Raw genomic sequence first — 18644 nt, 5'->3', positions numbered from 1 at the left:
CCGCGGCGAGCCGGATGCCCTGGGCGGCAGTGTGCTGCTGGCTCACGCGGTCTCCGGGTTCCTCGCGAAGTAAGGCAAGGCCAGCCTAACCCGCTGGCGACGAGTTATGCGTCGCTGCGGCCCCGGGAACGCCTCTACCGCGGTGATCACGGGATTTCGGGCGCGACACGCCGGAGTGTCGGAGCCAAAGCCCGTGATCATCGGCTCCGCCCGAGTTCGACCCGAGACGCCGGAACGCGGGGCTCGGCACGGACGGCCCGCAGGAACCGAACGCCAGGAGCCGGGACGCTGGGCTCGGCAGGCAGCCGCCCCACCCGAAGCGGCATGGAACGTTCCGGAGCGCGGGTGCCCTGGGTAAGGGGCTCCCCGTGCGACTCGCAACCTTCAACCTGTTGTCCGGCCGCGTGATGAACGAGGAGTCGGGGGACCCGGAGAACCTGCGCAAGGCGGTGCGGCTGCTCGACGTCGACGTCCTCGCGATGCAGGAGGTCGACCGGCACCAGGCGCGGTCAGGCGGCGTCGACCAGACGGCGATCGTCGCCGAGGAGATGGGCGCCGAGTGCTGGCGCTTCGTCCCGGCGCTGGTCGGGACGCCCGGGCAGAAGTGGCGGGCGGCCGGGCCGCAGGACGAGGAGGTCGACGGCCGCGGGTCCCACGAGCCGGCGGCGTACGGCATCGCCATCGTGTCCCGGCTGCCCGTGCTCGAGTGGCGCGTCGTCCGGCTGCGCCCGGTACCGACCATCGCGCCGGTCCTGCTGCGCGACGACAACGGCAAGCGGCGGTGGGTGTGGGTACGCGACGAGCCGCGCGCCGCGGTCGTCGCCGTCGTCGAGACCGCCGACGGCCCCGTGACGATCGCCAACACGCACCTGTCGTTCATCCCGGGCTGGAACGCCGCACAGCTCTGGCGCCTGGTCTCGGCGCTGGGCGGCGACCCGCGGCCGCAGCTGCTGGTGGGGGACCTGAACATGCCGGGCAAGCTGCCGGGCGGGCTGTGCCGGGAGTGGAAGCAGCTCGCGCACGCCAAGACCTGGCCCGCCCACGTCCCGCGCGCTCAGCTCGACCACGTGCTCGGCCGCGGCCCGCTTCCCGCGGTCGTCTCCGAGGACGCCGTGGAGCTGCCGCTCTCGGACCACCGGGCGCTCTGCGTCGAGCTCGACGGGCTGCGTCCGGTGCGCGGCGACCAGAGCGTGTCGGCGGTGAACGACGGCTGAGGCCGGGCCCGTCCGGCGTCCCCGCAAGCACCTCCCGTCCCGACTGCACGTCGGACCCGCCGGCCGCACCTCGGACCGGCTGCACGCGGTCCGAGGGAGCGCTGCCGGTAAAGCAGCAGGCCGGTGGCGTTGCACGAAGTCGGTGCTCGACGATGGGGGTCGTATAGGCGCGATGTATCCCGCCTGCGGGGTCGGTGGCGCCCATACGGGGTCGGTCGTGCGCGCGACAGCGCGTGTGGCGGGGCCGTCCTGCCCCGCCAGGCATCGACCGCCCGACGCCCACCCGGGCTAGTGCGACCGATCTAGGAACCTGGGGAAAACCCGGCGTGGCCTCACTCGCCGTGGCATGCTGCTCACTGAGATCGGCTGGAGTGCCGGTCACGTCGAAGGGAGCGTGCGGTGCGGGCTCCGGCGACGTACTCCGTGGCTCTCTCCGGTGAGGTCGACCTCGCCATGGGCGCCCGGCTCGACGCGCTCGCGTCCGGCTACGAGAACGGCACCACCCTCGACGTACGGGTGGACCTGCGCGAGGTGTCCTTCATGGACTCGGCCGGGCTGGCCTTCGTCGCTCGGCTCGTGCGGGCGGCCCTCGAGCGCGGCGGAGAGGTCGTGCTCGTCGCCCCCTCCCCCGTCGTACGCCGCCTGCTCACGGTCAGCGGGCTGGACCAGCTCGCCCGCGTCACCACCGCCTGACACCGCCACCCGACCGGCACCAGCACCACCGCACGCCAAGCACGCGTGGAGCGCGACCGCGGGGGGTATTGCCTCGCCTCGTGGCATCGGAGAGCAAGGGCACCGTCCTCGTCGCGCTCGGCGCGAACCTCGCCATCGCCGTGGCCAAGCTGGTCGGCGGTCTGATCAGCGGCTCGAGCGCGATGCTCGCCGAGGCCGCGCACTCCGTCGCGGACACGATGAACCAGATCTTCCTGCTGCGCGGGCTGAAGGCGTCCGCGCGGTCGGCCGACGCGGCCCACCCGTTCGGCTACGGCAAGGTCCGCTTCTTCTGGTCCCTGCTCGCCGCGGTCGCGATCTTCGTGGGCGGGGCGGTCTTCTCGTTCTACGAGGGCTTCCGCACGATCCTCGGCGAGGGCGGCGAGGAGGGCGGGCTGCTGATCGCGTACGCGGTGCTGTTCGTGTCCTTCCTCGCCGAGGGCACCTCGTGGCTGCGCGCCGTGAAGCAGCTGCGCGGGGAGGCACGCGAGCGGGGGCGCACGTTCCGCCAGCACCTGTCGCTGTCCACCGACCCGACGGTGAAGACGGTGTTCGCCGAGGACACGGCGGCGGTCACGGGGCTCGTGCTGGCCGCCGCGGGCATCGCCCTGCACCAGGCGACCGGCGAGCACTACTGGGACGGGGTGGCCGCCGTGCTCATCGGCGTGCTGCTGACCGTCGTCGCGTTCACCCTGGGCAAGGCCAACGGCGACCTGCTCATCGGCGAGGCCGCCCGGCCCGAGCTGGTCGTCGGGGCGTACGACACGATCGCGGCGAAGCCGGGCGTCGACCGCGTGGTCGAGCTGCTGACGATGGCGCTCGGCCCGGACGACGTGCTGCTCGCGGTCCGCGTCGACCTGCGCAACGACCTGCTCGCCGGGACGGTCGAGGAGCTCAGCACGCAGATCGAGCGCGAGCTCGTCGAGCGCTGGCCGGAGGTCACGCAGGTGTTCCTGGACGCCACGCGCAGTGTCGGGTCGACGGCCGACCGGACCGCGGCGTACGTCGAGGGGCTGCGCCGCGGGCTGCCGGCCGGCGCTGTGCAGCAGCCCGTGCCGCGGTAGACGTTGTGCTTTAGAGCACGGAATGCCGTCTCTGGCCCCCCGCATGCCCCAAGATGCTTCGTGGAGGAATGCGCGGATCGGCCGCCGCCTCCGCACGGACGGAGGAACGGTGCTTCAGCGGCACATGCAGGGCTCTCTCCTGCGACCCACACGGGGGACGATCCGGGCGATGGCGCCCGTCGTGGCGGCAGGGGTGCTCCTGACGGGGGTGCCGGCGCAGGCGGCGGAAGGGGACGCGGCCCCGGCGGTCACGGCACCGGCCGGGGCCTACATCGCGTACGTCGACGAGGACGGCACCGTGTGGGCGCGCTCGCTGGCCGGCGGCACCTCGCGCCGGCTGCTCGACGGCGCCGGCCCGGGCGCCCGCGTCGAGATCAGCCCGGACGGCTCGACCCTCGCGGTGCTCGCGCCGGCGGGGGTGCTGATCGCCTCCACCGCGGGCGGCCCGGCCCGCCAGGTGCTCAACCACCGGGTCGACGGGGCGGCCTTCTCCCCGGACGCCAAGACGCTCTACTACTCGGACAACAACGGGGTCGGCAAGGACGGGGCGCTGCGCGCGCTCGACGTCACGACCAAGGCGACCCGCGTCGTCGTGGACCCCGTCGGGCCCGTGGTCGACGTGGCGCTCTCGTCGGACGGCACGCGGCTGCTCTACTCCACCAGCGACCTGGTGCGCTCCTCGCTCGGGCGGATCGGCGAGGCCCACGCGGTCGACGTCGCCACCCGTGCCGACACCCGCATCAGCCGACCCGGCGACGACGTGATCGACGTGGCCTTCGGCCCGGGCGGCACCCCGGTCATCTCGGTCCTCACCGGCCAGGAGGTCCAGGAGGTCGGGTCGGCGGTGACCACGCTCGACGGGGCCAAGCTCTTCCCCGCCGACGAGCTGACGTTCAGCGCGGTGGGGACGCCCGACGGCGTCTACGCGATCTCCACGACCAACGACGAGGACGAGCCGCTGCACGTCTCGTTCGCGCCCTCCGGCGGCGGCGCCCCGGGCCGCGTCGCGAGCGAGCTGAGCCTGTCGGCGCCGTCCTTCGCCGTCGGCAAGGGCACGCTCCCCCGCGCACTGACGCTGTCCACCCAGGTGAGCGGCGTCGAGGTCGTGCTGCCCGACGGGCCGGTGCTCGCCGGCGAGGGCGGAACGGTCGGGGTCGGGGCCTTCGCGGCCGGCCCCGGGCCGCTGACGATCACGCTGCAGCGCCGGGTCGGCGGAACGTGGCGCAACGTCGGCCGGCAGCGGGCGCCGCGCAGCCAGAACTTCGTCACCTTCCCGGTGTCCGCGTCGGCCCACGTCCAGCTGCGCGGCGTCGCCAACGGCGTGGTCTCGGACCCGGTCACGCTGCGCGTGGCCTCGAACGTGACCGTTTCCCAGCGCCGCTCCGGGTCGGCCGTCGTGCTGCGCGGCTCCGTGGTCGGCGCCGTGGGCGGCCGGGTGACCGTGCAGTACTACCGCGACAGCGCCTGGCGCCCGATCGCCACCGCCGGGGTCCGCTCCGGCCGCTACGAGGTGAGCCTGCGCGTCGGCAAGGGCGCGGAGCTGCGCGTCGTCCGCGCCGCCGACCGCACCCACGCCCGGGGCGTCAGCGAGGTCGTGCGCGCCCGCTGACCGACCCGCGCACAGGTGGCGAGCTCCCCGCGGGGGGCTCGCCACTTCTGTTGTCGGGGCGCGGTCCGCGGGCTGCGTGACGTCCACTCCCGTGTGCGTACACGTCCTCCCGTGCTTGCGCGACGCCTTGGGGCGGTAGAGGGAGCCGGTGGGAGACAGCCGAGGTGGCGCGGCGCGCGAGCTGGTCGTGCTCGGCACCGCGTCCCAGGTCCCGACGCGAACCCGCGCGCACAACGGCTACTTCCTGCGCTGGGACCGCGCGGGCTTCCTCTTCGACCCGGGCGAGGGGACGCAGCGCCAGCTGACGCACGCCCGGGTCCCGGCGTCCGCCATCACCCACATCTGCCTCACGCACAGCCACGGCGATCACACCTTCGGCCTGCCCGGCGTCCTGCAGCGCATGGTGCTCGACGGTGCTCGGCACGAGGTGACCCTCGCCTACCCGGCCGAGGCCGAGGCGTACGTCGACCTGCTCGTGCGGCTCGCCGGCCCGCCCGCGGGGCTGGCGCTGCGCCGGCTCCCCTGCGGCCCGGGCGTGGCCGTCGACGCGGGGACGTGGCGGCTGGTCGCGGACCGGCTCGACCACCGCGTACCTGCCCTCGGGTGGCGGGTGCAGGAGGCCGACTCGCGGCGCGTGCTGCCCGAGCGGCTCGCGGCCGTCGGCGTCTCCGGGCCGGACGTGCGGCGGCTGCTCGAGGAGGGGTCCGTACGCGTGGGCGAGCGGGTCGTGACAGCTGAGGAGGTGACGGTCCCGCGGCGGGGACAGGCGTTCGCCTTCGTCATGGACACCCGTCCGTGCGCCGGCGCGCTCCGGCTCGCGGAGGGCGTGGACGTGCTGGTGTGCGAGTCGACGTTCCTCACGCCGGACGCCGAGCTGGCCCGCGACTACCGGCACTGCACGGGAAGGCAGGCGGCGGAGCTGGCGGCGGCGGCAGGGGCGCGCCGGCTGGTGCTGACCCACTTCTCCCAGCGCTACGGCGAGGACGTGGGCGTGTTCGCAGCCGAGGCGGCGCAGGTGTTCCCGGGAGCCGTGGCCGCGCGGGACCTGGACCGCTTCGCGCTGCCGGCGCGGCGGCGCTAGGTCGGCGCGCCTTCCGCCCGACGACGTGCATCCGATGCTGTGTCTGCCGCACTGGATGCAGGTTGCCGACGGGTCCGCGAGCTCACAGTGCTCGACGTGGTCCAGCGTCACGCGCACGACTGACGGTCATCCCAGGCGACGCCGTCGTCCACGGGCACGCGGTGCTCGCGAGTCGCGGGTCGAGCTTCGTCTTGTCAGCAGACGGGTCGATCAGTGGCTCCCCGTACGTCACGTCGGGCTCCGGCCGAAGGTGCTGGGGTCGACCGGCCGGCGGGCTCGCGGGAGCTTCCCCACGACGAGGAGGTACGACTCCGTCACCAGGTCGTCGATCAGTCCCTGCGGCAATGACCCGCCCGGGCGCAGCGTGATCCAGTGCTTCTTGTTCATGTGGTAGCCGGGCGTGATGTCGTCGTGCGTGCTCCTCAGCGCCCTCGCGTCCTCAGGGTCGGCCTTGAGGATCACGACCGGGTCGCCGGCGACGTCGGTCATCAGCATGAAGACCTTGTCCCGCACCTTGTAGACGTCCCAGTCGGGGCCGAAGGGGTGTCCCAGGCTCGAGCCGGGCAGCTCGTCGGCACGCTCTCGTGCGCGCTCCTGCAGCCGCTCGCCCTGCATGCATCCTCCTCGTCGCACCGGAGTGCGCACGACCGTACGCGCTCGAACTGCGACAGGGACGGCGAGGACGCCTGCGCGTCGGGCACCCTGACCGGTCAGGGGTACTCGCGCAACGCGTCCGCCAGCGCGGAGATCGCGGCGCGGTTGCGCGGCGTGTCGGGGAGCCGCAGCAGCTCCAACGCGGCCTTCAGCTCGGGGCCGCCCTGAGGCGGCACGGGGACCGGCACGCGCGAAGGGCCCGTGACGGGAGCGCCTGCCTCCCCTCCCGTCGTCCACACCGCGGAAGGCCCGGACGCGGCCGTGTCGAGGTACTCCTCCGCGAGCCGCTTCGCCTCGGCCTCGGACACCTCCGTCTCGCCGGCCCGTTCGTCGAGCCAGGTGTCCTTGATGAGCCAGGGGCCGTAGTGGTGGGTGTGCTTCTCGATCGTGATGCGCCCCGACGGGTCGGCCAGGGTGACGACGCCGTCGGCGCTGGAGGACTTGCGCCATCTCAGGCGGCTCATGCCGGCTTGCCTCCTTGTCCCGTCGCCCACGAGGACGACACTCTGGTCAACGAGGCATTCTCGCCGGTCGCTCGGCGCGAGCCTCTCGACCCGGCCACGCGACGTCGCGACGAGGTGCGCGGTGCAGGTACGGCTCCGGGCCGGGAGGGCGGAGCCCCGTGCGACGAGCTGGTGCGAGCAGCTCAACCGCCGGAACGCCGGCCTTATAGGCGTACCCGCACCCCCAGCGCACGGAGGCCCCCGAGCACCGCGAGCGCTGCACCCACCCCCGCGACGACGACGAGCGGCTCCAGCGCGGACATCCCCTGGGTGCTGATGCGGCGCCACACCGCGAGCAGCAGGACCGCCCACGGCAGCAGGGCGAGGAGCGCGCCACCGGCGTACGCGGGGCGTCGGGCGACCAGGGCAGCCACGGCGGCGAGCAGGCCCGCTGCCAGCAGGACGGCCGCGGAGACGGCGAGATGGTGCGCGTACGCGTAATAGAAGAAGTCACGTACCGGAAACGGAGATCCGCCTGACAGCCACAGCGGGAGCATCGGCCCGCCGACCGCCGCCACCGTGCCGATGGCCGTCGCCGCGACGACCGCAGGCGACGGCCGGGACGGTGGCGCGGCCAGCACGAGCAGGCCCAGGACGGCCAGCGGGGCGAGCGCGGTCGACGAGGGCCGCTCCACGCCGGCATAGGGATAGGCGTTCGCGACCACATGGGGCAGCACGACTGCCGCCAGCGTCGCCGCGCCCAGGAGCGACCGGGCGAGCCGCGGGTGGCGCAGCAGCGACGCCGCGACGGCGAGCAGCCAGGCGGCGTACAGCAGCGGCCCGACCGTCAGGAAAGGTCCGAAGCCTGCTTCGCGAGTCGACGGAGGCGCCCAGGGCGGCAGCCACTCGCCGAGCAGCAGGAGCGCGAGGCAGAGCCCGGCGCCCGAGCCCAGCGCGGCCGTACCGGCCACCGCCCGCACCCGCCCCGGGACGACGTCGAGCAGCAGATGGAGGCGGGCGAGCAGCCCGTGGCCCAGGATGTCGCGCACGTCCGCGACGCTCACGGCCGACCTCCCCTCGGCGTCGGCCTGGTCCAGCAGCGTCCCCAGGACCGCGTCCGCGTGCCGGCGGCGCCACGAGGCGGGATAGGCGCGCAGGAGCCTGCGGTACGCCGCCTCGGGCCCCGCCGTCATGCCGGGGCCACGCGCGACCGCGCCGTCCGCAGCCGGGCGACGGCTCGGTCGGCGTTCTCGCGCAACCGCCGGGCCTCCAGCGTCAACGCCTGCTCCCCCTCGTCGGTCAGCCGGAAGTAGCGGCGGAGCCGGCCGTCGACCACCTGCTCGCCGCTGGAGGCCACCAGCCCCTCCGCGGCCAGCCGCTCGAGCGCGGCGTACAACGTCCCGGCTCGCAGCCGCACCCGTCCCTGCGACATCTGCGCCACCTCGGCGATGACGGCGTAGCCGTGCAGCGGGCCGCCCGCCAGTGCAGTCAGGATCAGGAACGAGGGCTCACGCATCTCCGTCGCGCCCATGCGTCGACCATAGTCAGACCATCGGCATATGGGAAGGGCTACTGCGACCATCGGGGCATGCACATCGCTCCCATGACCGCCGAGCACGCCGCGCAGGTCCTCGCGATCTACCAGGCCGGGATCGACGACGGCGACGCGACGTTCGAGACCGAGGCGCCGGACTGGGCGGCGTTCGACGCGGCCCGGCTGCCGGAGCACCGCTTCGTGGCCCTGGGGCCGGGCGGCGAGGTGGCGGGCTGGATCGCGTGCTCGGCCGTCTCGAGCCGGGCGGTCTACGCCGGGGTCGTCGAGCACTCGGTGTACGTCGCGCCGCAGGCACGCGGCATGGGCGTCGGCCGCGCGCTCCTGCACCAGCTCATCCGGTCGACCGAGGCGGCCGGGGTGTGGACGATCCAGTCCGGGGTCTTCCCCGAGAACACCGGGAGCCTCCGCCTCCACGAGCAGGCGGGCTTCCGGACCGTGGGCCGCCGCGAGCGGATCGGCTGCCACCACGGGCAGTGGCGCGACGTGGTGCTGCTCGAGCGTCGCAGCACCGTGGTCGGGAGCTGACGAAGGGCCCTCCGCCCCTCACTGCGTGACACCCCGGCACGCGCGATCGGACGCGTGCCATGCTGGCCCTGCACCTCTTGCGCGGCAAAGCAGATGAACCGGCGCGAGAGAGCACGGCCTGTTCATGAACCGCGGCCAGCGGCCGCGCAGTCTCTGGAAAGGATCCTTCCGTGAGTGCCTCCGACTTCGACGCCCCCACTGCCGCCATCGAGGACCTGACGGGCGACTACCAGCTGGACGTCGCGCACACCCGGATCGGGTTCGTCGCCCGGCACGCGATGGTGACCAAGGTGCGCGGCTCGTTCAAGGAGTTCGAGGGCCGCGCGCACCTCGACGCGACGGACCCGACGAAGTCCACCGCCGAGCTCACGATCAAGGTCGCCAGCATCGACACCGGCCAGGAGCAGCGCGACGCGCACCTGCGGACCAACGACTTCTTCGACGCGCCGTCCTTCCCCGACCTGACGTTCAAGAGCACGTCGGTGGAGAAGCTCGACGACACGACGTTCCGCATGACCGGCGACCTCACCGTCAAGGAGACGACCAAGCCGGTCAGCGTCGAGTTCGAGTTCACCGGCAGCGCAAAGGACCCGTTCGGCAACCTGCGGGCCGGCTTCGAGGGGCGCACGACGATCAACCGCAAGGACTGGGGCGTCAACTGGAACGCCGCGCTCGAGACCGGCGGCTTCCTCGTCAGCGACAAGATCGTGCTGGAGTTCGACATCTCGGCGGTCAAGCTCACGCCGACGCCCTGAGCGCTCCCTCCACCGCGGCCGGCGGGCGGCGCTCGTCAGGCCGCGGTGCGGGGAGTGTGCCCCAGGCCGAGTGCCGTCAGACGGTGACCCCGTGCTTGCGCAGCCACGGCTGCGGGTCGACCGGCTTGTTGTCCTCGCGCACCTCGAAGTGCAGGTGCGGCCCGGTCGACAGGCCGGTGCTCCCTGCCTTGGCGACCGTGTCGCCCGGCTCTACGCGCTGCCCGGGCTTCACGAGCAGCTCGGAGGCATGCGCGTACATCGTCGTGATGCCGTCGCCGTGGTCGATCACGACAGTGTTGCCGTAGCCGCCCTGCCAGCCCGCCGACTTCACCACGCCGCTGCTCGCCGCACCGATGGAGCTGCCCATCGGCGCGGAGAAGTCGGTGCCGGTGTGCAGCTTGTAGACCCCGGTCACGGGGTGGGTGCGCATGCCGAACTTGCTCGTCACCCGGCCGTCGACGGGGCGCGTCCAGGCGTCGGCGGCCGTCGTCGCCCCGGGTGCGGTCGCGGCAGGTGCCGGCGCCACGGGTCCCGGCGCCACGGGTCCCGTCGTCACAGGCGCCGTCGCCGCGGATCCCGTCGCCCCGGGCCCTGCCACGCCCCCCGTCGGCGCGGCGGCCGAGACGGCGCTCTGCAGCGCCGCCGCGAACTGCGCACCCGAGCTGCTCCTGCCCGCGAACGACGCGGTGCCCGCAGCCGCGCTCGGAGCCGCCGGTGACGCACTGACCACGGTCGCCGCGACGGTCGGCCGGGAGAGCATCGCGAGCTGCGACTGGATGCCCGAGATGCGCGCCATCACGTTGCTCATGCCCGTCGACGCGCCCACGGCGGAGGTCTCCATGCCCCCGGTGTCGGCAGCCGCCGCCCACCACCTGAATGCCTCGGTGCAGACGGCCGCGCGGGTCAGTGCAGCCCGTGCACCACGGCGTGCCCCTTGCCCCGGCCGATCAGCGCGCGGTTGACCGGCACGGTCACGACGAACGCGACGGCCAGCGCGAACGCGAGCGAGCCCCAGAAGAGCGGGTCGGCGAGGCCGGCCTCCATCGCGTCGGGCACCGCGAGCAGCACCGCGTTGTCCACGAGCTCCATGGTCACGATCGACAGCGTGTCCGCGGCGAGCGCGACGCGTACCGCCTGACGCAGCGGCAGCCCGGAGCGCAGGACGGGACCGACGGTCAGCGCGTAGCCGAAGACGAACGCCAGCGCCACCGCCAGCGCGATCGAGGCGGCGTCCCCCCACCCCCACCAGGTGGCGAGGACCATGCCGAGCACTTCGCCGATCGCGCACCCGGTCAGGCAGTGCAACGTCGCCGACACGGCCATGCGGGTCAGGGCAGTCCCTGCGGGGGTGTGTCCGTGCGAACTGGCTGCGTGGTCCATGAGCACAACTCCTTCGCCTGTCGGGAGCGGAGGCTCCGCTCGTACTGATCGGAACATACCCCCCGGGGGTAAGTGGTGCAAGGCTGACGAGTGCCAGACGGCTCGACGCAAACCCGCCTCTCGATAGGGGTTGTGTGCGCCCGCACGTATGTGCCACTCTGTGCGTACGCACACATCACGGAGATGTGGCACCAGTCAGGAGGCAGTGAGATGTCCGTCCCCACCACCCTCACCTCGCCCGTCCGATCCCTCGCCGGAGTGACGCTCCCGGCCCCGGGCGCGTGGGCGATCGACCCCGGGCACGCCGACGTCGCGTTCGTCGGGCGGCACATGGTGTTCACGAAGGTCCGCGGCCGCTTCGTCGACGTCTCGGGCACCGTGACCATCGCCGAGGACCCGCGCGACTCCGCGCTCGAGGTCGTCATCGGCATGGCCAGCGTCGAGTCCGGCCTGAACGCGCGCGACGAGCACCTGCGCTCGGCGGAGCTGTTCGACGTCGAGAACTACCCCACCGCCACCTTCCGCAGCCGCTCGGTCGACTGGCACGGGACCAGCGGCACCGTCGACGGCGACCTCACGATCCACGGCGTCACCCGGCGCGTCCCGCTCGCGGTGACCTACGAGGGCTACGCCAAGGACCCGTGGGGCGGCGAGCGTGCGGTCTTCTCGGCCTCCACCAGCGTCAACCGGGAGGACTTCGGCCTGACCTGGAACATGGCGCTCGAGGCCGGCGGCCTGCTGGTCAGCAAGGAGATCTCCATCGAGATCTCGGTCGAGACCGTGCTGCAGCGATAGCCGAGGAGCGACCGTGCAACGACGAGCTAGGTTGCCGACGTGACCGACGCCCCCGAGCGCCCCCGCTCAGCATCGTCCCGCCGCAGCCGCGCGGAGCGGGAGGAGGGCGTCGACGCCTGGGCCAGCGTGCTCAAGGTGCACGCCGCCGTCGTGCCCGAGCTCGACCGACGGCTCCAGCAGGCGCACGGGCTGCCGCTGACGTGGTACGACGTGCTGCTCGAGCTGAACGCGGCCCCCGACCGCCGGCTGACGATGAGCGAGCTGGGCCAGCGAGCCGTCGTCAGCCGGACCCGGGTCAGCCGTGTCGTCGACGAGCTGGTCAAGGCCGGGCACGTCGAGCGGGCGGCCAACCCCAGCGACGGCCGGTCCGCGTACGCCGTGCTGACCGCGCAGGGCCGCGGCCTGCTCCGCGCGGCGGCCCCGACGTACCTCGCCGGCATCGAGGAGCTGTTCGGCCGCCACCTGGGCGACGAGGCGACGGCCGTGGCGACCGCGCTGAGCCGGGTCCTGGAGGCGGCGCGCGGCTGAGGCCCGGGTCGTGCACTGCGACGTCGTCGCAATGCACGACCCGTGCTTCAGCTGAAGCGCGATAGGCGAACCGGCCTACACCACTGCGCCGGAGTCCTGCGGCGACCTGCGCTCGACCGGCTTGCGGGCCGGCAGGGGCGCGGGCCACTGCCGCTCCAGGGCCGCCGCCAACGGCGAGGCGGTGAAGACGCTCGACCACGTGCCCACGACGACACCGGCCAGCAGCGCCACGGCGAAGTCGGTGAGCGAGTCGCCGCCCAGGACCGCCAGCGCAGCCAGGACGAACAGCACGCCCGCACCAGTGTTGATCGTGCGCGGCACGGTCTGCAGCACCGCCGTGTTCATCACCTCGCCCATCTCCCGGCGCCCCGCGAAGGCGCGCCAGGCCTCGCGCACCCGGTCGAACACCACGACCTTGTCGTTGACCGAGTAGCCGATGACGGTCAGCAGCGCGGCGAGGAACACCGCGTCGATCGGCTTGCCGAGCCAGGCGAAGAGCCCGACGACGAGCAGCACGTCGTGGAACATCGCGGTGACCGCCGACGCGGCGAACGTCCACCGGAACCGGACGGCCAGGTAGACCAGCTGGGCGGCGAGCGCCAGCACCAGCGCGATGAGCGCCTTGCGCTGCAGCTCCTCGCCCAAGCTGGGGCCGATCAGCTCGTCGCGCTCCTTCGTCACGGTCCCGCCCGCCGCCTCCAGGCTGCGCGCCAGCTCCTGCTCCTGGACGTTGGAGAGCTCGCCGGTGCGGACGGTGATACCGGCGTCGGACTCCTGCACCACCGCCCGCGGGAAGCCGGCGTCCGCCACGATGGACCGCGCCTCGTCGACGTCGAGCGGCTGGGCGGTGGAGTACTCCACCAGCCGGCCGCCGGTGAACTCCACGCCGAGGTCGAGCCCGCGCAGCCCGATGCCCGCCGCAGCCAGCACGACGAGCACCGCGCTGACGACAAGCGCGCCGCGGCGCCGGACTGCCGACCGCAGGACGTCCGGGTCGCGGCGCAGGAGGTACGTCCGGGCACGGCCGAGCGAGCCGATGCCGCTGCGCATCGGAGAGTCGCGCACCCCGCGCCGGACGACCGCCCACTCGGCGAGCACTCGGGTGACGATCAGCGCCGAGAACATCGAGGCGACCACGCCGATGACGAGGGTGACGCCGAAGCCGCGGACCGGGCCGCTGGCCAGGGCGAAGAGCAGCCCGGCCGCGAGCACCGTCGTCACGTTCGAGTCGAGGATCGCGCTCCAGGACCCGCGGAAGCCGCCGACGAGCGCGGCCCGCAGCCCGCGCCGGGGGGCTTGGGCGTACTCCTCCCTCGCTCTCTCGAACGTGAGCACGTTGGCGTCGACCGCCATGCCGATGGCGAGCACGAAGCCGGCGAGGCCGGGCAGGGTGAGCGTCGCCCCGAGCGCGACGAGGGCGGCGTACGCGATCAGCGCGTAGCCGAGCAGGGCGAGCGTCGCGAGCAGGCCGAGCAGCCGGTAGACCACGATGACGAAGAGCGCCGTGCCGGCCAGGCCGAGCAGGGCCGCCTTCCACGACGCCTCGATGGCCTCGTCGCCGAGGGTCGGGCCGACCGTGCGCTGCTCGATGACCTCCACCGGCACCGGCAGCGCGCCGCCCTTCACCAGCGCGGCCAGGTCCTTGGCCTCGTTCGCCGTGAACGACCCGGTGATCTGGGTGCTCCCGCCGGCGATGCCCGCGCCGCACGCGACGGACGTCTCGACCTGCGGGGAGGAGATGACGGCGTCGTCGAGCACGATCGCGATGCGCCGCTGCGGGCTGCCGTCCGGCTGGCAGGCCGCGTCGGCCGTCACCTGCTTCCAGGCGTCGTCACCGGCACCGTTGAAGTCGATGGTCACGACCCACGAGGTGCCGGAGAGCCCGTCGAGCTGGGCCGCGGAGTCGGAGATGCCCTCCCCCGTCAGCGCCGCGGGGCCGAGCCGCAGCTGCGCGCCGGACTCGTCGGGCAGCGTGAGCTCGCCCTCGGCCTGCTTGCCGGTGGAGCTTGGAGTCGGCGTCGGAGTGGCCGCCGTCCCGGTCGCCCCGGCCGTGGGCGCGGCTGCGTCGGTGGCCGCCGACGGAGCGCTAGTCGGTGCGGCGGACGTGGCCGTGCCCGACGGCGAGGGCTCCGCCGTCGGCGTGGCCGTGCCTGACGGCGTGGCCTCGGCGTTCGGCGTGGCCGCGGGCTGCTCCGCGAGGCCGAGCACGGGGTGGACCGTGAGCTGCGCCGTGCGGCCGAGAACATCGGCGGCATCGGTCGCGTCGGTCAGGCCGGGCAGCTCGACGAGGATGCGCGTGTCGCCGGAGCGGGTCAGGCTGGGCTCGGCGACGCCGAGCGCGTCGACGCGCCGGCGGAGGACTTCGAGGGCGCGGTCGGTGGTGTCCCGGCCGGCTTCGACCGTGTCCGTGGACTTGGTCTCGAGGACGATCTGGGTGCCACCGCGCAGGTCGAGGCCGAGCCGTGGCTCGCGCGTGAAGGCCAGGAAGGCCGCCGCGGCGAGCACGAGCAGGGCGAGGACCGCGCGCACGGCACGAGCGCGCGACACAAGGAGCTCCTAGGGGTGCGGATGGGTGCCCGGGAGGGCACACGTCCCGCCCAGGTCAGTGGGTTCTGGTGCTCCGTACGGCCGGCGGCCCGCGCGGGCGGTCGGCGGCCCCCACCCGCTGCGCGCGGTGCTCCTGGTCCTGCGGGCCGGCTGCGCCGCGGCGGGCCGCCGGCAGGACGAGCACCGCCCTCGCCGCGACCGTGCCGAGGGCGGCGGGGGAAGCGCCGGCGGCCCGCAGGCCCGCCACGACGACTGCGGCCGGCCGTGCCCCCACCAGGACGTCGCGCACGTGCCGGACGGCACCTGCGGAATGACGCACCGGCGCGGCGGTGTGCGTCGTGGCCGTCCCGACCCGTGACGGGGCAGCGGCCGACGCCGCCGCCGGGCCGGGCAGCCCCAGCACGCCGGCGAGCAGCCCGACGAGCGCGGCCAGCGTCCAGCGGGCCGCGCGAACGTGGGGACGGCCACCGGCCGGAGCCGGGGGCGTCCGGGCCGGGACGCTCACGATGACGACAAAGGTAGCCCGTCCCCGAGCTTCCGAAGATCAGAATCACGCTTGTGTGAAGCACGGTTCCGGCATCGAGCGAGCTCCGATCGCTGCCGCCGCTTAACGCGTTCGCCTTCCCCGACGGGCCGGGCTAGCGTGCCGGGGCATGACCGGACGGATCGTGCAGCGAGCGGGCCGTGCAGCGGCCTCCGCCCTGCCGTCCGCCCTGCCGTCCGCCCTGCTGCTGGCCCTCGCGGTGCTGCTCTCCGTGCTGCCTGCGTCCGGGGCCTCGGTGGCCCCCACCGCCGTGCCGGCTGGCTCCGCGCCGGCTGGCCTCGCGACGGCTGGCTCCGCGCCGGCCGGCACGCCCGCGGGCGTCACGTCGGCGGGGCAGCCGGGCTCGGCCGTCGGCGAGTGGGACCTCCGGGACCGGCCGGTGGCCGTGGCCGAGCGGCGGGCCGCGACGACGTACCCCGTCCTCCGTGAACAGCAGCTGCACCTGGCCGCGGCGCTGCCCGCGGCCCCGGCCCTTGCGGTCGGGCGCGGCCGTCGCCGCTCGACGCCGGGCGGCTCGGGAGGCACCGCTCGGCGGCGGCACGGGCCGCACCGGCGTCGGGCGCCGCCGCGCGCGAGCTGACCGCTCACCGCGGTCCCGCGCCGTCCCCGCGGAGCGCCCCCGGCGCACGCGACCCCGCAACGCCTTGACCTGGAGCCCTCATGCCTGTGTACGCCCTGTCCCCGCGCGTCTCCCCGGCTGTGCCTGCCTGCCCGCAGCCCACGACCGACGACCTCGCGGCCCTGCGCGCGCTGCTGGAGGCCGCGCGCGCCGACCGTCGCCACTCCCTCGCCGTCGCGGGCCCCTCGCCCCAGGACGACCCCGTCGGCGTCGCCGCGCTCGCCGCCGAGGCCCGCGACCTCGCCGAGATCGAGGCTGCGCTCGCCCGCATGGACGCCGGCACGTACGGCCGGTGCACGTGCTGCTCTGCGGCCATCCCGCTGCCCCGGCTCGAAGCGCGGCCGCAGGCCCGCGGCTGCGCCGGCTGCCCCAGGGCCGAGCGGGTGGGCGGGTAGCCGTGGCGTCGTTCCCGCGCCATCGGCGGGCGACGGCGCTCGCGCTCGACCTCGGCACGTCCCGCACCCGGCTGGCGGCCCCCGACGGCACGACTCTGCTCGACGAGCCGACCCTGGTTGCGTTCGACCGGCGCGGGAACGCCGTCGCCGCAGGGTGGGCGGCGTGGCGGGCGGCGAGCGCGGGGCCGGCGCGGCTCTGCCGTCCGGTACGCCGCGGCCGCGTCGAGGAGCCCGCGCGCGCCGTGCAGCTCCTGCGGCTCCTGCTCGCCCAGGCCCGGGTTCCCGCACCGTCGGCGGTGGCGGTCGGCGTGCCCGCGCCGGGCCGGGCGTACGACGCCGGCGTGCTGCGAGCCGTCGTGGCCTCCGCGACCGGCGCCGACGTCACGGTGGTGGACTCGCTGCTAGCGGCAGCGGCGGGCACCGAGGCCATCGCGGTCGACGACAAGCCCGAGCTGCTGCTCGACGTCGGGGCCGGGCTCGTCGAGGTGGGCGCGGTCGGCGCGGGCTACGTCACCGCGAGCGTCGGTGCGCCGGTGGGGGCCGGGGACTACCTGGACCAGCCGGAAACTCTGCTGCGCCCGCTGTGTCGCGCGGTGCAGAGCGTGCTCGACGGGGTCCCGCCCACGGTCGCCGGCGATCTGGTGGCGCGGCCCGCCCGGCTGGTCGGCGGCGGGACGCTCCTGCCGGGGCTGGTCGACGGCGTGGCCGCCGCGTGCCGGCTCGACATGCACGTCCCGCCCGACCCGAGAGATGTGGTCGTCGGCGGGCTGGCGCGCTGCCTGCCGGCTCCCGAGCGGACGCTCTTCGGCCTGGCCGGCGGCGGGCGCAGGTAGACAGGCGGTGGTCAGCCCTTCCACGGTGGGCGCCGACCGTGGCAGCCCCGGCGGTGGGCGCCAACCGGGGGCCAGCCTCGACTGTGGGCGCCCGCAGGGCCAGCCCTCGACCGTGGGCGCCCGCGGGGCCAGCCCTCGACCGTGGGCGCCCGCGGGGCCAAGCCCTCGATGTCGGCGCCCCGGCGGGCGCCGGCCGTGGGCGGTGAGCGCCGCCGGGACCAACCGTGGCGGCGGGCACCGGCCGGGCCCGGCCTTGAGCTATCCAGTGGGCCGGTCAGCCCGCGGCGAGGAACGGGTAGTCGGTGTAGCCCTGCGCGCCGTTCGCGTAGAACGTGGTCGCGTCCGGCTCGTTCTCGTCGTGCTCGCCGCGCCAGCGCTCGACGAGGTCCGGGTTGGCGATGGCCGCCCGCCCGACCGCGACCGCGTCGGCGTGCGCGGCCTCGATCAGCTGCACGGCCTCGGCCCGCGTGGTGACACTGCCGAAGCCGCTGTTCGCGATCAGCGGGCCGTTGAACCGACGGCGCAGCTCCTGCACGAGGTCACCGCCGGGCTCGCGGTGCAGCACGGAGAGATAAGCGAGCCCGAGCGGGCGCAGCTGGTCGACGAGGCCGCCGTACGTCGCCAGCACGTCGTCGCGGTCGGTCTCGAGCGCGCCCTGGATGTTGTGCTCGGGCGAGATCCGCAGCCCGACCTTGCCGGCGCCGATCGCCTCGGCGACGGCCGTCACGACCTCGACCACGAAGCGCGCCCGGTTCTCCGGCGAGCCTCCGTACTCGTCCGTGCGCTGGTTCGACGCCGGAGAGAGGAACTCGTGCAGCAGGTAGCCGTTCGCGCCGTGGATCTCCACGCCGTCGAGCCCGGCCGCGACCGCACGTCGCGCGGCCGCGACGAAGTCGTCGCGCACCCCGCGCGCCTCCTCCGCCGTGAGGGCGTGCGGCACCGGGTACGGCTGCTTGCCCTTCTCGGTGTGGCCCTCACCCTCGATGGCGATCGCGCTGGGCGCCTCGACCCGGCGGCCGCCGTTGACGTCCGGGTGCGTGACCCGGCCGCCGTGCATGACCTGCATGACGATCTTGCCGCCACGGGCGTGCACGGCCTCGGCCACGCGTGCCCAACCAGCCTGCTGCTCGTCGGTGACGATGCCGGGCTGCCCGACGAAGGCCTGGGACTCGAAGCGGGGGTAGGTCCCCTCGGTGATGATGAGCCCGATGCTCGCGCGCTGGGCGTAGTGCTCGACGAGCAGGTCGTTGGGCACCCCGGACGCGCCGGCGCGCATGCGGGTGAGCGGCGCCATGACGACGCGGTTGGCCAGGTCGATGTCGCCGAGCGTGACAGGAGAGAAGAGATCCACGGCGGGCGGGAACGCCGCGCATCGCAGGCGGAATTCCGCCC

General features: G+C 74.5%; 21 protein-coding genes. 12 read left to right on the top strand and 9 right to left on the bottom strand.

From position 1 onward, the window contains the following. The first annotated feature begins 368 nt into the window (after window positions 1–368). The 5 genes from G9H71_RS12755 (at window position 369) to G9H71_RS12735 (ending at window position 5679) form a co-directional block, all read left to right on the top strand. Window positions 369–1214 (top strand): endonuclease/exonuclease/phosphatase family protein, encoded by an 846-nt coding sequence (locus G9H71_RS12755; RefSeq protein WP_166282380.1) that lies wholly within the window; start codon window positions 369–371, stop codon window positions 1212–1214. Window positions 1215–1613: 399 nt separating this feature from the next. Next, a complete protein-coding gene (locus G9H71_RS12750; protein ID WP_166282378.1) occupies window positions 1614–1907 on the top strand; it encodes an STAS domain-containing protein in 294 nt (97 codons plus the stop codon). A gap of 80 nt (window positions 1908–1987) precedes the next feature. Further along, window positions 1988–2989 (top strand): cation diffusion facilitator family transporter, encoded by a 1002-nt coding sequence (locus G9H71_RS12745; RefSeq protein ID WP_166282376.1) that lies wholly within the window; start codon window positions 1988–1990, stop codon window positions 2987–2989. A 169-nt stretch (window positions 2990–3158) separates the two neighbouring features. Further along, window positions 3159–4598 (top strand): TolB family protein, encoded by a 1440-nt coding sequence (locus G9H71_RS12740; protein ID WP_166282374.1) that lies wholly within the window; start codon window positions 3159–3161, stop codon window positions 4596–4598. A gap of 148 nt (window positions 4599–4746) precedes the next feature. Beyond that, complete coding sequence (locus G9H71_RS12735) at window positions 4747–5679, top strand: ribonuclease Z (protein WP_166282372.1); 933 nt, start codon at window positions 4747–4749, stop codon at window positions 5677–5679. 228 nt (window positions 5680–5907) lie between these two features. Here the strand turns inward: G9H71_RS12735 and G9H71_RS12730 are convergent, their stop codons facing one another. The 4 genes from G9H71_RS12730 to G9H71_RS12715 form a co-directional block, all read right to left on the bottom strand. Next, window positions 5908–6294 (bottom strand): MmcQ/YjbR family DNA-binding protein, encoded by a 387-nt coding sequence (locus tag G9H71_RS12730; protein WP_166282370.1) that lies wholly within the window; start codon window positions 6292–6294, stop codon window positions 5908–5910. A gap of 95 nt (window positions 6295–6389) precedes the next feature. After that, window positions 6390–6797, bottom strand: a complete 408-nt coding sequence (locus tag G9H71_RS12725; protein ID WP_166282368.1) for a hypothetical protein — start codon at window positions 6795–6797, stop codon at window positions 6390–6392. A 203-nt stretch (window positions 6798–7000) separates the two neighbouring features. Continuing rightward, window positions 7001–7969 (bottom strand): hypothetical protein, encoded by a 969-nt coding sequence (locus G9H71_RS12720; protein ID WP_166282366.1) that lies wholly within the window; start codon window positions 7967–7969, stop codon window positions 7001–7003. Continuing rightward, window positions 7966–8307: a PadR family transcriptional regulator gene (locus G9H71_RS12715; protein WP_166282365.1), complete on the bottom strand. Its 342-nt coding sequence runs from the start codon at window positions 8305–8307 to the stop codon at window positions 7966–7968. The genes G9H71_RS12720 and G9H71_RS12715 overlap by 4 nt, the downstream gene beginning before the upstream one ends. 57 nt (window positions 8308–8364) lie before the next feature. Between G9H71_RS12715 and G9H71_RS12710 the strand changes: the two genes are divergently transcribed. Further along, window positions 8365–8856 (top strand): GNAT family N-acetyltransferase, encoded by a 492-nt coding sequence (locus G9H71_RS12710; protein ID WP_166282363.1) that lies wholly within the window; start codon window positions 8365–8367, stop codon window positions 8854–8856. Window positions 8857–9026: 170 nt separating this feature from the next. Continuing rightward, window positions 9027–9611: a YceI family protein gene (locus G9H71_RS12705; RefSeq protein ID WP_166282361.1), complete on the top strand. Its 585-nt coding sequence runs from the start codon at window positions 9027–9029 to the stop codon at window positions 9609–9611. Between the two features lie 76 nt (window positions 9612–9687). On the opposite strand, the gene G9H71_RS12700 is transcribed toward G9H71_RS12705, so the two are convergent. Together G9H71_RS12700 and G9H71_RS12695 are read right to left on the bottom strand one after the other, a co-directional pair. Next, complete coding sequence (locus G9H71_RS12700) at window positions 9688–10452, bottom strand: M23 family metallopeptidase (protein ID WP_166282359.1); 765 nt, start codon at window positions 10450–10452, stop codon at window positions 9688–9690. A gap of 62 nt (window positions 10453–10514) precedes the next feature. After that, window positions 10515–10991 (bottom strand): DUF4396 domain-containing protein, encoded by a 477-nt coding sequence (locus G9H71_RS12695; RefSeq protein ID WP_166282357.1) that lies wholly within the window; start codon window positions 10989–10991, stop codon window positions 10515–10517. 210 nt (window positions 10992–11201) lie between these two features. Here G9H71_RS12695 and G9H71_RS12690 point away from each other — a divergent pair, with 210 nt between their 5' ends. Next, window positions 11202–11786, top strand: coding sequence for a YceI family protein (locus G9H71_RS12690; RefSeq protein ID WP_166282355.1), 585 nt, complete (start codon window positions 11202–11204; stop codon window positions 11784–11786). A gap of 39 nt (window positions 11787–11825) precedes the next feature. Continuing rightward, on the top strand, window positions 11826–12314 hold the full coding sequence (locus tag G9H71_RS12685; RefSeq protein WP_166282354.1) for a MarR family winged helix-turn-helix transcriptional regulator: 489 nt from the start codon (window positions 11826–11828) through the stop codon (window positions 12312–12314). Window positions 12315–12389: 75 nt separating this feature from the next. On the opposite strand, the gene secD is transcribed toward G9H71_RS12685, so the two are convergent. Next, window positions 12390–14861 carry a protein translocase subunit SecD gene (secD, locus tag G9H71_RS12680; RefSeq protein WP_166282352.1) on the bottom strand — a complete coding sequence of 824 codons (2472 nt, stop codon included), beginning with the start codon at window positions 14859–14861 and terminating at the stop codon, window positions 12390–12392. Between the two features lie 55 nt (window positions 14862–14916). Further along, on the bottom strand, window positions 14917–15366 hold the full coding sequence (locus tag G9H71_RS12675) for a hypothetical protein (RefSeq protein WP_166282350.1): 450 nt from the start codon (window positions 15364–15366) through the stop codon (window positions 14917–14919). Between the two features lie 148 nt (window positions 15367–15514). Here G9H71_RS12675 and G9H71_RS12670 point away from each other — a divergent pair, with 148 nt between their 5' ends. From G9H71_RS12670 to G9H71_RS12660, 3 genes are all read left to right on the top strand, one after another. Beyond that, window positions 15515–15985, top strand: a complete 471-nt coding sequence (locus G9H71_RS12670; RefSeq protein WP_166282348.1) for a hypothetical protein — start codon at window positions 15515–15517, stop codon at window positions 15983–15985. A gap of 80 nt (window positions 15986–16065) precedes the next feature. Next, window positions 16066–16419 carry a TraR/DksA family transcriptional regulator gene (locus tag G9H71_RS12665; RefSeq protein ID WP_231134719.1) on the top strand — a complete coding sequence of 118 codons (354 nt, stop codon included), beginning with the start codon at window positions 16066–16068 and terminating at the stop codon, window positions 16417–16419. A 2-nt stretch (window positions 16420–16421) separates the two neighbouring features. Continuing rightward, on the top strand, window positions 16422–17252 hold the full coding sequence (locus G9H71_RS12660) for a rod shape-determining protein (RefSeq protein ID WP_166282346.1): 831 nt from the start codon (window positions 16422–16424) through the stop codon (window positions 17250–17252). 274 nt (window positions 17253–17526) lie between these two features. On the opposite strand, the gene G9H71_RS12655 is transcribed toward G9H71_RS12660, so the two are convergent. Beyond that, window positions 17527–18603 carry an alkene reductase gene (locus tag G9H71_RS12655; RefSeq protein ID WP_166282344.1) on the bottom strand — a complete coding sequence of 359 codons (1077 nt, stop codon included), beginning with the start codon at window positions 18601–18603 and terminating at the stop codon, window positions 17527–17529. Window positions 18604–18644: the final 41 nt, after the last annotated feature.

Source organism: Motilibacter deserti, assembly GCF_011250635.1.
Taxonomy (GTDB): Bacteria; Actinomycetota; Actinomycetes; order Motilibacterales; family Motilibacteraceae; genus Motilibacter_A; species Motilibacter_A deserti.
This window is presented reverse-complemented; position numbering and strand designations above follow the sequence as displayed.